The organism is Thermogemmatispora sp. (genome assembly GCF_042408735.1).
Classification (GTDB): domain Bacteria; phylum Chloroflexota; class Ktedonobacteria; order Ktedonobacterales; family Ktedonobacteraceae; genus Thermogemmatispora.
The window spans coordinates 19,914-33,033 of the sequence record NZ_JBHOQV010000130.1 but is presented as its reverse complement, the minus strand read 5'-3'; the positions used below and the strand labels follow the sequence as shown (position 1 = coordinate 33,033).

Sequence of the window (13,120 nt, the reverse complement as noted above, 5' to 3'; positions counted from 1 at the left end):
CTTCAGTAGTAGTAACAAGAGTCTGTTGTCCTTCAGTAGTAACAAGAAAGGGAATGTCAGTTATGTGCGCAGAATCGGTGGAAGCCGAAATTCAAGAAACGGTCAATTATACGCCGCTCCAGCGCATGCGCCATTCGGCGGCCCACGTCATGGCCGAGGCCGTACAGGAGCTGTTCCCCGAGGCTCGTTTTGCCATCGGGCCGGCTATCGAGGACGGCTTCTACTACGACTTTGAGCTGCCGCGCCCGCTCACGCCCGAAGATTTTCCCGAGATTGAGCGCCGCATGCGCCGCATCATCGAGGCCAGGCACCCCTTTATTCACGAGCGCTGGCCTCGCGAGAAGGCCCTGGAGTACTTCCGCAATAAGGGCCAGGTCTATAAGGTCGAGATTATCGAGAACCTCCCCGACGAGGAGGTCGGGATCTATAAGCAGGGGAACTTCCTCGACCTCTGCCGCGGCCCTCACGTGGAGCACACGGGCCAGATCGGGCCTTTCAAGCTGATGCGGGTCGCCGGGGCCTACTGGCGCGGCGATGAGCATCGTCCTATGCTCCAGCGTCTCTACGGCACGGCCTGGTTCACGCAGGAGGAACTCGATCAGTACCTCTGGCGCCTCGAAGAGGCTCAGAAGCGCGATCATCGCAAGCTCGGTCGCGAGCTGAAGCTCTTCATGATGAGCGAGGATGTCCCCGCCGGGGTGCCGCTCTTCTTGCCCTACGGCGAGATGCTGCGCCACCTGATGGAGTCCTATGTGCGCGAGGCGCAGGAGCGTTACGGATATCAGCATGTCTGGACGGGCCATCTAGGGAAGGTGCGCCTCTATAAGATCTCCAAACACTGGTATACGTATCGCGACACGATGTTTCCGATGATGCAGAGCGAAGATGAGCATTCAGAGGATGACGCCTATGTGCTGAAGCCGATGAACTGTCCTCATCACATCCTGCTCTATAAGTCGCAGTTGCACAGCTATCGTGAGCTGCCGATCCGCTACGCCGAGTTCGCGACGCTCTATCGCTATGAGAAGCCCGGCGTGCTGACGGGCCTGGCCCGCGTGCGCAGCCTGACGCAGGACGATGCGCATGTCTTTCTGCGCCCTGACCAGATTCAGGAGGAGTTCGACCGCGCCGTCGATCTGACGCTGGAGGTCTTCAATACCTACGGTCTCAACGACTACTGGATTCGTCTCTCTCTGCGCGATCCGCAGAAGAAAGAGGACTATGTCGGCAGCGACGAGGTCTGGGAGCTGGCGGAAAGTTCGCTGCGGGCCGCTCTGGAGCACCGTGGCATCGCCTATCGCGAGGGGATCGGCGAGGCCGCTTTCTATGGTCCAAAGATGGACTTTATGGTGCGCGATGCTCTGGGGCGCGAGTGGCAATGCGCGACGATCCAGCTTGATTTTGTGCAGCCGGAGAACTTCGAGCTGGAGTATATCGGCGAGGACGGCCAGCCGCACCGTCCGGTGATCATTCATCGCGCCGTCACGGGTTCGACGGAGCGCTTTATGGCCATGCTCATCGAGCACTTCGCCGGCGCTTTCCCGGTCTGGCTCTCGCCCGTGCAGGCGGTGGTCATTCCCATCGCCGACCGCCATCTGGAGTACGCCAGCAAGGTTCTTGCCGCCCTTAAGGAGGTGGGCGTGCGCGCCGAGCTTGATGCTCGCAACGAGCGCATGAACGCCAAGATCCGCGATGCTCAGCTCCAGAAGATTCCCTATATGCTTGTGGTCGGCGACAAGGAGGCGGCTAGCGAAAGCGTGGCTGTGCGCCTGCGCACGAATGAGAATCGCGGTGCCATGCCGCTGGCCGACTTTGTGGCCCATATCACGAAGATTATCCGCACGCGTAGCCGCGATCTCTAGGGATGACTGGCGCAACTGATACGCTGCCTGGGTCCGGACCAGCCCGCCAGCCAGAACCGGGGAACCGCGCCCTGGGCCTGGCTCCTGGTCTGGACCTGGGTCAGCCCGCCCGGCCGGCCAGCCGGCTGTTGCTGGTCAGTCACAGAGCGGAGCGGCAGAATAGCGGGAAAGGAGTGGGTCGCTTGATGTTAGTAGCCTTTGAGGGAATCGACGGGGCGGGTAAGACAACGCAACTGCGCCTGCTGGAGGAGCGGGCGCGTCGCCAGGGGCTGCGGGTGGCCAGCCTCTCGTTCCCTCGCTACACTGAGACGGTCTTTGGGCGCTGTGTGGCCGCTTATCTGCGCGGCGAGTTTGGTCCTCTGACGGCGGTGCCAGCGCGCTCAGCCGCCTTGCTTTTTGCCGGCGATCGGTTGGAAAGTCTGGAGTTGCTTTCTCACCTGGCGACGGAAAGCGACCTCCTCCTGCTCGATCGCTACGTGGCTTCGAACCTGGCTCACCAGGGCGCACGCCTCGCTGGCAGAGAGCGCGAGATGTTCCTGACCTGGCTGGCTCACCTGGAGTACGAGGTCTTCGGGCTGCCGCGCCCAACCCTAACGCTTTACCTGAGACTGCCACCGGCGGTCGCCAGCAGGCTACTCGCGGAGCGCGCGCAGCAGCAGAGTGCCAGCGGTGGACGTGACATTCATGAGGAGGATGCCAGCTACCTGGCACGCTGCGCCGAGGTCTATGAAGAGCTGGCCAGCTCTCAGGTCGACAGCCCCTGGGAGACCATTTCTTGCGTCGATGAGCAGGGACGTTTGTGCCCGCGCGAGGAGATCCAGAGCCGAGTTTGGTCGCTCCTGGAAAGGTATCGCTCATCATGAGTCGCCGCGTTATTCTGGTCGATTACGATCCAGGCTGGCCACTGGAGTACGCCGCCGAGCGCCAACGTCTCGCGGAGGCCCTCAGTCCCTGGTTGGTGGCTATCGAGCACATTGGCAGCACTTCGGTGCCCGGTCTGGCGGCCAAGCCGATTATCGACATTATGGTGGCCGTGGGCGCTCTGTCGCAGGCCGCTCACTGCATCGAGCCGCTGCACACGCTCGGCTACGCCTACCAGCCGGAGGTTGAGCGCTTCATTCCGGAGCGGCGCTACTTTCGTAAGCTTCGCGGCGAGCAAGAGACCCACCATCTGCACCTGGTGGAGTACGACAGCCCTTTTTGGCGGCGCCACCTCCTCTTCCGCGATTACTTGCGCTCCCATCCAGCTACAGCCCAGGAGTATGCTCGCCTGAAGCGGGAGCTGGCCGTGCGCTTCCCAGAGGATGTCGCCGCCTACACTGAGGCCAAGACGGCTTTTATCAGGCGTGTGGAGGCCGAGGCCGCTCACTGGTCAGCGCACGGGTGACCAGCAGCGCCAGTCGCCGAATCCCAGGCAAAGGCCAGAAAGGGTTGCGTTCATCCCCAAAAATCGAGCGAGAGGAGGGATCTTCTCCCTCCCCCCGCATCTATCGGCAGGCTCATCAATCGATGAGCTCGTACGCCGGCAGCGTCAGAAACTCGGTAAACTCGCGGTTGGCGATAATGCGATCGAGCAGGCCATAAGCCTGTTCGTAGCGGCGCGCCTGATAGGTCTGCTCGCCAATGGCCGCCTTGATCTTCTCCAGCTCCTCGCGGGCCAACTGCCGTACCAGATCCAGGGTGACCTTGCGTCCATCCTCCAAAACGCCGCGCGGGTGATGGACCCATTGCCAGATCTGGGAGCGGGAGATTTCGACCGTGGCGGCATCTTCCATCAGGTTGTAGATCGGGACACACCCCAGGCCACCAAGCCAGGCTTCCAGATACTGCGTGCCTACACTAATGTTGGTGCGCAGGCCGCCCTCGGTGATGGTCCCCTCGGGCACGCGCAGCAGATCCGCGGCCGTCACCTGGACATCCTCGCGCTTGCGATCGATCTGGTTCGGCTGGGGCATGACGCGATCGAATTCCTCTTGCGCCACCTGCACCAGTCCGGGGTGCGCTACCCAGGTACCATCGTGCCCGTCGGTCGCCTCACGCCGCTTATCGGCGCGCACGCGCTCCATAGCCTCTTCGTTGGCCGCCGGATTATTCTTGATGGGGATTTGGGCCGCCATGCCGCCAATGGCATGGGCATTGCGGCGATGACAGGTTTTGATAGTGAGCAGGGTATAGGCCCGCATAAAGGGCGTGGTCATCGTGACCTGGGCCCGATCGGGGTAGAGGAACTGCTCGTGGTTGCGGAACTTCTTGATAGCGCTGAAGATATAGTCCCAGCGTCCGCAGTTGAGGCCCGCCGAGTGCTCACGCAGCTCGTAGAGGATCTCATCCATTTCGAAGGCCGCCAGGATCGTCTCGATCAGCACTGTGGCCTTGATGGTGCCGCGCGGAATGCCAAGCTGCTCCTGGGCGAGCAGGAAAACATCGTTCCACAGGCGCGCCTCGAGGTGGCTCTCCAGCTTTGGCAGGTAGAAGTAGGGGCCAGTGCCACGCTCCAGCAAGGCGCGCGCGTTGTGGAAGAAATAGAGTCCAAAGTCGAAGAGGCTGCCGGAAATGGGCTTGCCATCGAGCAGGACATGCTTCTCCGGCAGGTGCCAGCCGCGGGGACGCACCACCAGGGTGGCGGTCTGCTCGTTGAGGCGGTAGTGCTTGCCCTCAGGGCTGACATAGCTGATGGTGCGTCGGACGGCATCGCGCAGGTTGATCTGCCCCTGGACCAGGTTCGCCCAGGTCGGGCTGAGGGCATCCTCAAAGTCGGCCATGTAGACCCTGGCCCCCGAGTTGAGAGCGTTGATGATCATCTTGCGCTCAGCGGGACCGGTGATCTCCACGCGCCGGTCTTGCAGGTCGGCAGGGACGGGATTGATCGTCCAGTCGCCTTCACGAATGTGGGCCGTCTCTGGCAGGAAGTCGGGGAGCCGGCCGGCATCGATCTCCGCCTGCCGCTCGACACGCTTGCGCAGCAGCTCCTCGCGACGCCCCCCGAATTCGCGCACCAGCGTCACCACAAAGTGCAATGCCTCTGGCGTCAGAATCTCTGCGTATTCGGGCGGAACCGGTGCTTTGATCTCAAGCCCGTCTGGATAGCTCTGCTTCGTCATCTGCTTCGCTTCGCCTTTCTGCCTGACAAACAAATGGGGGCACGCCTGATACGCCTGACGCGCCTGAACGCGCCCACCAGCCTCCGTCGTTTTCCCCCCCATTGTACGACATCGGAGCAGGCACGCTCAAGCGCGTCGGCGTATCGCCGCTACCCGTCAGGAGTGACCAGAAGATGGATGGATGGAAGGATAATCAGTGAAATTGTTCTGCCTCGGTCGAACCGGCCAGGGCCACGGTCGAAGCCTGACCGCCGGAGATGACCATCGCCACCTCGTCAAAGTAGCCGGTGCCCACTTCGCGCTGATGGCGCGTGGCGGTGTAGCCCTCGCGCTCCAGAGCAAACTCTTCTTCTTGCAGGTCGGCATAGGCCGCCATGCCGCGCTGACGATAGCCCAGGGCCAGTTTGAACATGCTCTGATTGAGGGCATGGAAGCCGGCCAGGGTCACAAACTGGAATTTGTAGCCCATCTTGCCCAGCTCCTCCTGGAAGGTGGCAATGGTCTGGGCATCCAGCTTCTTTTTCCAGTTGAACGAAGGCGAGCAGTTGTAGGCCAGCAGCTTGCCGGGATAGCGCTCGTGAATGGCTTCGGCAAAGCGCCGCGCCTCGTCCAGATTCGGCTCGGAGGTCTCGCACCAGATCAGATCGGCATAGGGGGCATAGGCCAGCCCACGGGCAATGGCCGACTCCAGCCCCGGGCGCGTGCGGAAGTAGCCCTCGGGGGTGCGCTCACCGGTAAGGAAGGGATGATCGGCGGGATCGACGTCGCTGGTGATCAGGGTGGCCGCGTTGGCGTCGGTGCGCGCAATCAGTATGGTCGGCACCCCCATGACGTCCGCCGCTAAACGAGCAGCGATCAGGTTGCGAATGGCCAGGCGCGTGGGGATCAGAACCTTGCCGCCCAGGTGGCCACATTTCTTCTCGGAGGCAAGCTGGTCCTCGAAGTGCACGCCCGCCGCCCCAGCCTCGATCATGGCTTTGGTTAGCTCAAAGACGTTGAGCGGCCCGCCAAAGCCCGCCTCTCCATCGGCCACGATCGGGGCAAACCAGTAGGTGTCTCCTTTCCCTTCGGCCTGCTGGATCTGGTCAGCTCGCTGCAACGCCTGGTTGATGCGCTTGACAACGTGCGGCACGCTGTTGGAGGGATAGAGACTCTGGTCGGGATACATCTGCCCCGCCAGATTGGCATCGGCCGCTACCTGCCAGCCGCTCAGATAGATGGCTTTGAGACCAGCTTTGACTTGCTGCACTGCCTGGTTGCCCGTCAGAGCGCCGAGAGCCGCCACGTATGGCTCGCTGTGGAGCAGCTCCCAAAGCCGTTCGGCTCCCATACGCGCCAGGGTATGCTCTATCTGAATGGAGCCGCGCAGACGCACGACGTCCTGGCCGCTATAGGGCCGCTTGATGCCCTGCCAGCGCGGGTCTTCGCGCCAGGCACGCTCCAGCTCTTCGGCGCTAGGCCCACTGTATGGCGTCTGCCGCTTTCCATGTGCCCCATTGCCATTCATAGTATATTGACTGCTCATTATGATCTCTGCTCCTCTCTCCAGAAGCGCTTCGATAAGTTTTGACCTATAGATCTAGGGGGCCTGCTCGCTCCATAACAAGGATAACACACGAACAGGCGAAGTTGCTACGAAATAAGTTAAAAGCTGGTGAGCCTTTCGATAACCAAAGGCTTATACATAGGAGAGCAAAAGACGGGGAGCCGGTCCGCCCTCGCTTTGCGCAGGGGGGTTGAACCGGCTCCCCATCGGGGCCTGAGTGGCGGCGTCGTCTAGGCGCCGTGGCATTTCTTGTACTTCTTGCCGCTGCCACAGTAGCAGAGGTCGTTGCGCCCGATCTTGCGCGGTGGCCCCGCTGGCTGCGCGGCGGGCGCGCTGGCGACGGCTGTAGCACCACGGGCCGGACGTCGTCCGCCGCCGCTGCGCGGGCGGGATCCGTTGCTGTCGCTCTTGGCCTGGCCGCTGAGGCGTGCGATCTCATCGACGTTGGTGCGCAGGTTGCGCGGCAACTGGCGCGGCTTCGGCTGCGGGCGCTGCACGGTCACAGTGATTTCGCCGCGCAACATCTTGAGCAGCTCGTCGACGATGTAGTGCTGGATAGCGCGCTTCAGCTCCTCAAACATGCGGTAGGCTTCGTTCTTGAACTCTGTCAGCGGGTCGCGCTGGCCAACGGCGCGGAACTGGATGCCGGAGCGCATGACGTCGAGGGCATCGATGTGATCCATCCAGAGACGATCGACGACCTGGAGGGTGATGGCGCGTTCCAGATCGCGCAGGCCAGGCAGACCCTGGCCTGGATGCTCTGCCGCCAGCTCATCGAGGCGGCGCCCCTGGGCCTCGTAGTGCTCGATGACCAGCTCGCTCAGGCGCTCTTTCAGCTCGTCTTTGCGCAGAGCATGCAGGTTCTCCGGCAGGAAGTCCTCGGGCACATGGACCCAGCGCTCGATCTGAGTGAAGAGCAGCTCCAGCTCGCCTTCATCGTTGATGGCATGCCCGGGTATACAGCGCTCAACGAGAGCGGCGATCTCGTTGCGGATCATCTCCAGCACGCGCTCGTGCATGTCGGCCCGTTCCAGGACGGCCCGCCGGTCGGCATAGATGACTTCGCGCTGTTTGGCAATGACGTCGTCGTATTCGACGACGTGCTTGCGGATGTCGAAGTTGTAACCTTCGACGCGCGCCTGGGTCTGTTCGATGAAGCGCGTGACGAGGCCACTTTCCAGGGCCATGTCCTCGTCCATGCCGGCAATCTCCATGAACTTTGAGGCGCGGTCGGCCCCGAAGCGGCGCAGGAGATCATCCTCCAGCGAGAGATAGAAGCGCGAGGAGCCGGGATCGCCCTGGCGTCCGGCGCGGCCACGGAGCTGGTTGTCGATGCGCCGCGACTCGTGCCGCTCGGTGCCGATGACGTGCAGGCCCCCCAGCTCTACCACCCGCCGGTGGTCCTCTTCGCACTGGCGGATCAGGTCCTGGAGAATCTCGTCTTTCTCTTCCTCGGTCATGCCCTCGATATACTGTCGGATGGCCTCTTCTTTCTCTTCGCGCTCCTCCGGGGTATTCTCGGGCATTTCGCGGATGTAGCTGACCTTCTCGGCATGCTTGCGCAGGACAACGTCGAAGTAGCTGGCCGGATTGCCGCCCAGGAGAATATCGGTGCCGCGCCCGGCCATGTTGGTGGCGATGGTCACGGCCCCGCTCCGCCCGGCCTGGGCAATGATCTGAGCCTCGCGCTCGTGGTGCTTGGCATTCAGGACGTTGTGAGGAATGCCTTCGAGCGAGAGCAGGTGCGAGAGATGCTCAGATTTCTCGACCGAGGTGGTGCCTACCAGCACCGGCTGCCCACGCTCATAGCATTCTTTGATATCCCTGACCACCGCTCGCCACTTGGCTTCCTCGGTGCGATAGATGAGGTCCGGCAGGTCCTGGCGAATCATCGGCTTGTTGGGCGGAATGACGACCACATCCAGTTTGTAGATCTTGTGAAACTCCTCCGCCTCGGTAATGGCCGTACCGGTCATGCCGGCCAGCTTGCGGTAGAGGCGGAAGTAGTTCTGGAAGGTGATGGTGGCGTAGGTGTGGTTCTCGCGCTGGACCTGGACCCCTTCCTTGGCTTCGATGGCCTGGTGTAGCCCTTCGCTGTAGCGCCGACCCGGCAGCAGGCGCCCGGTGAATTCGTCGACGATGATGACCTGACCATCCTTGACGATGTAGTCTCGATCACGCTTAAAGAGGACGTGAGCCTTGAGGGCATTCTCCATGTAGCGCGTCAGGTCAAGGTGCTCCTCGGCATAGAGGTTCTGCGTGCCGAGCATGCGCTCCATCTTTTCGATGCCCTCATCGGTCAGCATGACCGTGCGCGACTTCTCGTCGACGGTATAGTCGACTTCGGGCTTGAGCCGCGGGACCAGGCGCGCAAATTTGACGTAGAGATCGGTCGACTCAGGGCCGGGACCGGAGATGATGAGCGGTGTGCGCGCCTCATCGATCAGGATGTTGTCGACCTCATCGACGATGGCATAGTTCAGCTCGCGCTGAACCATCTGGCTGAGGTCGGTGACCATGTTGTCGCGCAGGTAGTCAAAGCCGAATTCGTTGTTGGTGCCATAGGTGATGTCGGCAGCATAAGCGGCCCGCCGCTCGGGACTCTGCGGCTCAACGGCGTTGACGATGACTCCCACGCTCATGCCCAGGAAACGGTAGATCTTCCCCATCCACTCGGCGTCACGGCGCGCCAGGTAGTCGTTGACGGTCACGACGTGGACGCCTTTGCCGGTGAGGGCGTTCAGGTAGACGGGCAGGGTGGCTACCAGGGTCTTGCCTTCGCCAGTCTTCATCTCGGCGATCTTGCCCTGGTGGAGCACCACACCACCGATGAGCTGAACGTCGAAATGGCGCATGTTGAGGACCCGCCGCGCCACTTCGCGGACAACGGCAAAGGCCTCTGGCAGGAGGTCGTCCAGGGTCTTGCCTTTCTGGCGGTAGCGCCGGGCCATATCCTCGCTCAAAGCCTGCATGGCCTCGGCTTTGTAGGCAACCAGCTCCGGCTGCAGATGGGTGAGAATGCGGCTCAGGAGCCGCTCTAGACGCTCGTCGGCCTCTTCATCGGGATTAGAGGCCTGGCGGCGCTCGTCCTCGAAGAGGGCCCAGGCTTTGGCAAAGGCGCGCCGGCGCTCTTGCTGACCGAGCTGCGCCAGATCCGGCTCCACTTCCTGGAGCAGACCCATGATGGCTTCTTCAGGGTTGGGCGCCTCCTCAGGCCAGACCTGGCGCTCCTCAACCAGGTCCATAACGGCTTCGACACGCAGGGCGTTGAGGGTGGGATTGAGCTGCTCGTAGCCAACAGCAAACAGCTCATCCAGGATGTCAGCCAGTCGGTCGCGCAGGACCTCCTCCTGGTCTCGCCGCCGGTCAAGCTTCTGGCGGTAGTCGCTGATGGCCGCCCGCAGTTGCTCGTCGCTGCAGCGCTCGGCCAGACGATCAACGCTGGTCACCGCCTCACGGAAGAGCTTGAGTAGCTCTTCCTCCAGGACTCTTCCCCCCTTAAGGTGAAGGGCGAGCTGCTCACGAAATTCCGCTGTTTTGGAGGCTAGTTCTTCGTCGCTCAGCTTCTGAATCTCAGGTTCAAGCGCGTTGATGCGATCGATGATGGGCTGGATGCGTTTCAGTTCGCGCTGATTGGGATCTCCCAGAATCTTGGTTAGCAGTTGCATGTCGCTCTCTTCTCCTGCAGCCCGGCTGGCATGGTCGTCCGCATCCCTGGCTGGTTGCTGGTGAGTGCCTTCTTGGGGCGATGACGCCAGTTGATCGGCCCGTGTTCTCATTCATTATATCACACCCCGTCTCCCTCAGACGACGAGAGCGGACAGCACGGCACACCTTGACAGTTGAAGGCATGTAATGCCACACTTTATAGTAATCAGGCTTTATGACAGGGAGGGGAGGAACAGCCAGAGTGAGCCGCTCTCAGCTCTCTTGTAAAGCTCAGCCGCTCCGCGCTTTGTTTAAGGATAAAGCGGCTTCAGCAGTTCCAGGAGAAGTGCCAGGCGGCTGACCGGCAATCCTCTCAGACGGGCCACTGATGGCTTTCCGGTTCCTGGCTGGCTAACCGGCATTAGCCCGGCTGGCTGTTAGCACCTGCCCCTGTAGCTTCCTCCTCCCGTTGTCTGCCAGGCTTACCCCAAAGACATCTCCAGTAGCTGGCGCGCCGCTCTGGCCCCGCTCCCTGGTGAGCTGCGACAAGGCGGCGAAGCCCCCAACGAAAGGAGGCGATGGCCCGGCCAGTACGCTGGCTACTCATGCTACAACACTGCTCACGCTCGCCGTCGCTCTGGCCACAAGCAAGGTCGCTACCCGGCTTCCTTGAGCAACGTGAGGCGCGCCCTCTCTGTTCCTGACCGCTCCCTCCAGCGAGCCAGCGTTCGCGCTGAGGCGAACGCCACGTTGTCAGCCCAGTGCAGTCAGGAGGGCGCAACCAGGATACCGTAGTCTGGACGCAAGGAGCAAACAGCGATGTTTCACCAGTTACTGACTCCCGTTGCTAATAACCTCTTGCTCTCCTTTCTTGTAGGGATCATCCCCATCGCCGTCGTCTTGATCCTGCTGGGCGTGATTCGCCTGCCAGCCTGGCTCTCGGCCCTGGCCGGGCTGATCGTTGGCCTGCTCATTGCCGTCTTCGTCTGGCAGATGCCCTTCCAGTTGGCGGCCAGCTCCACCATCAACGGCATGACCTTTGCCCTCTGGCCCGTCATGTGGATTGTCTGGAACGCTATGTGGCTCTACAACGTGGCGGTGCGCTCGGGGAAATTCGAGCTATTTCGCCGCTGGATGGTTCATAATGTGCCGGCGGACCGCCGCATCTTGCTGCTGATCATCGGCTTTAGCTTTGGGGCGCTGATGGAAGGCATCTCGGGTTTCGGAACTCCGGTGGCGATCTGTAGCGCGCTCCTGATCGGCCTTGGCTTTGAACCGCTGGACGCCATTGTGATGACGCTGATTTTCAATACCACGCCGGTGGCTTTCGGGGCGCTGGGAGTGCCGATTACGACCCTGCACGGAGTGACGAATCTGCCGACGCTGGCGCTCTCGGCGATGGTGGGACGCCAGCTCCCTATCTTCAGTCTCCTGTTGCCGTTTTATGCCCTGGTGGTCTACGCTGGCGTGCGTAGCCTGCGCACCTGCTGGCCGGCGGCCCTGGTGGCCGGCCTCTCGTTCGCCCTGACACAGTTTGCCGTCTCGAATTTTATTGGCCCGGAGCTGCCGGATGTGCTGGCCTCCCTGGTCTCGCTGCTCTGCGTGATCCTCTTCGTCCAGGTCTGGCGGCCCCGCGATACGGCGGAGTATATGGCGGCCTTCGCCAGTGCCAACCCCAACGCCGGTAGCAGCACTGGGAGCGAGACGGCCAGCCAGGCTGACGCCGAGCGCCCAACGCTGGGACAGACGCTGCTGGCCTGGCTGCCCTGGCTGCTGGTAAGCGCCGTGGTGATTATCTGGACCTTCGCCGGCGTGGCCAAGATCGGTCAGGTGAATGTGGCCTGGCCCAATCTGCACAATGCCATCTATCTGACGCTCTATAAGAAGCCCTACGCCGCCATCTACACCTTCCAGCCACTGGGTACGGGCACAGCCATTCTGCTGGCCATGTTGCTGACGGCAGCGGTCATGATCGCCTCCGGGGCTCGCCCCGCGATTCTCTGGCAGGCCCTGGCCGATACCTGGCGCCAGTTGCGCTACGCCATCCTCACGGTGATGTTCATCGTGGGCCTGGCCTATCTCTTTAACTACTCGGGGATGTCCTACACCATCGGCCTGGCCATTTCCTCGCTGGGCGTGGTCTTCCCCTTCTTCTCCGTCTTCCTGGGCTGGATCGCCTGCTTCCTCAGCGGGAGCGATACGTCATCGAACGCGCTCTTTGGCAATCTGCAGGTGGTGGCGGCGCAGCAATTAAAGCTGAGTCCGATCCTGATGGCGGCCACAAACTCCAGCGGGGCGGTGATGTCAAAGATGATTTCCCCCCAGAATCTGACGACGGGCGCTTCGACCATCGGCCTGACAGGCAAGGAGGGCCTGGTAGTGCGCCGAACGTTCTGGCACAGCATTATTCTGGCCTGCCTCCTGGGAGCGATCGTCATGGCTCAGCAGTACCTGGTGCCTGGCATCATTCCCCAGTAGGCTTTCCCGCTTTCTTCAACTCACAATCCAGGTCGAGCGGCTGGCTGCGCGGAGGGACGTGCCCGCACCTGTCTTTCTTCAAGGGGTGTGCTCACGTCCCCCGCTTTCTGTTCCTCCTCCTACCCCTACTCTCAGCTCTCAGGGAGAGTTCCAGGACGAGGCCCACTCCCCGAGCACCGATCGGCTGATAACCAATTGTTGACCAGAATGTGTCAATATCTCAACTTGACTTTAATACGATTTTTATTGACACTATATGTAGCTACCTGCTATGGTAAGCTGGCAGTTTTGGGCCTTGTGCGAGCAACGGGGTCCCGCCGCACCCACCGCCCAAAGGCTGGCAGCCGCTTTCTTCAGAGCATAGAGTTGGTCCAAAGAGCAAATTCTCCCCTTCCCTGACGTTATGAAGAAGAGGCGGAAGCAGCTAGCTACAACCGCCGGAGCTGGTTAACTGGGTTAGATCGTCACCTGAACGCAGAGGTTTT

7 protein-coding genes are annotated in these 13,120 nt (G+C 61.6%); 4 read left to right on the top strand and 3 right to left on the bottom strand.

Annotated elements, in window-relative coordinates:
* The first annotated feature begins 62 nt into the window (after nucleotides 1-62).
* From thrS to ACFMO7_RS13060, 3 genes are all read left to right on the top strand, one after another.
* Entirely contained in the window at nucleotides 63-1,862 is a 1,800-nt protein-coding gene (gene thrS, locus ACFMO7_RS13070; RefSeq protein ID WP_376795924.1) for a threonine--tRNA ligase, read from the top strand.
* 185 nt (nucleotides 1,863-2,047) lie between these two features.
* The gene (locus ACFMO7_RS13065) at nucleotides 2,048-2,725 is read left to right on the top strand and encodes a thymidylate kinase (protein WP_376795923.1); all 678 of its coding nucleotides are present in this window, start codon (nucleotides 2,048-2,050) and stop codon (nucleotides 2,723-2,725) included.
* Nucleotides 2,722-3,249, top strand: coding sequence for a GrpB family protein (locus ACFMO7_RS13060; RefSeq protein WP_376795922.1), 528 nt, complete (start codon nucleotides 2,722-2,724; stop codon nucleotides 3,247-3,249). Before ACFMO7_RS13065 ends, ACFMO7_RS13060 begins: the two co-directional genes overlap by 4 nt.
* A gap of 115 nt (nucleotides 3,250-3,364) precedes the next feature.
* On the opposite strand, the gene aceB is transcribed toward ACFMO7_RS13060, so the two are convergent.
* The 3 genes from aceB to secA form a co-directional block, all read right to left on the bottom strand.
* Nucleotides 3,365-4,963, bottom strand: a complete 1,599-nt coding sequence (gene aceB, locus ACFMO7_RS13055; protein WP_376795921.1) for a malate synthase A — start codon at nucleotides 4,961-4,963, stop codon at nucleotides 3,365-3,367.
* A 193-nt stretch (nucleotides 4,964-5,156) separates the two neighbouring features.
* Nucleotides 5,157-6,470, bottom strand: a complete 1,314-nt coding sequence (gene aceA / locus ACFMO7_RS13050; protein WP_376795972.1) for an isocitrate lyase — start codon at nucleotides 6,468-6,470, stop codon at nucleotides 5,157-5,159.
* A 269-nt stretch (nucleotides 6,471-6,739) separates the two neighbouring features.
* A complete protein-coding gene (gene secA / locus ACFMO7_RS13045; RefSeq protein ID WP_376795920.1) occupies nucleotides 6,740-10,177 on the bottom strand; it encodes a preprotein translocase subunit SecA in 3,438 nt (1,145 codons plus the stop codon).
* 799 nt (nucleotides 10,178-10,976) lie between these two features.
* Here secA and ACFMO7_RS13040 point away from each other — a divergent pair.
* Complete coding sequence (locus tag ACFMO7_RS13040; RefSeq protein WP_376795919.1) at nucleotides 10,977-12,635, top strand: L-lactate permease; 1,659 nt, start codon at nucleotides 10,977-10,979, stop codon at nucleotides 12,633-12,635.
* Nucleotides 12,636-13,120: the final 485 nt, after the last annotated feature.

Excerpts from the sequence above, each read along its gene's own strand:
- thrS (WP_376795924.1), top strand. The coding sequence starts at position 63 with ATGTGCGCAGAATCGGTGGAAGCCGAAATTCAAGAAACGGTCAATTAT.
- ACFMO7_RS13065 (WP_376795923.1), top strand. The coding sequence starts at position 2,048 with ATGTTAGTAGCCTTTGAGGGAATCGACGGGGCGGGTAAGACAACGCAA.
- ACFMO7_RS13060 (WP_376795922.1), top strand. The coding sequence starts at position 2,722 with ATGAGTCGCCGCGTTATTCTGGTCGATTACGATCCAGGCTGGCCACTG.
- aceB (WP_376795921.1), bottom strand. The coding sequence starts at position 4,963 with ATGACGAAGCAGAGCTATCCAGACGGGCTTGAGATCAAAGCACCGGTT.
- aceA (WP_376795972.1), bottom strand. The coding sequence starts at position 6,470 with ATGAATGGCAATGGGGCACATGGAAAGCGGCAGACGCCATACAGTGGG.
- secA (WP_376795920.1), bottom strand. The coding sequence starts at position 10,177 with ATGCAACTGCTAACCAAGATTCTGGGAGATCCCAATCAGCGCGAACTG.
- ACFMO7_RS13040 (WP_376795919.1), top strand. The coding sequence starts at position 10,977 with ATGTTTCACCAGTTACTGACTCCCGTTGCTAATAACCTCTTGCTCTCC.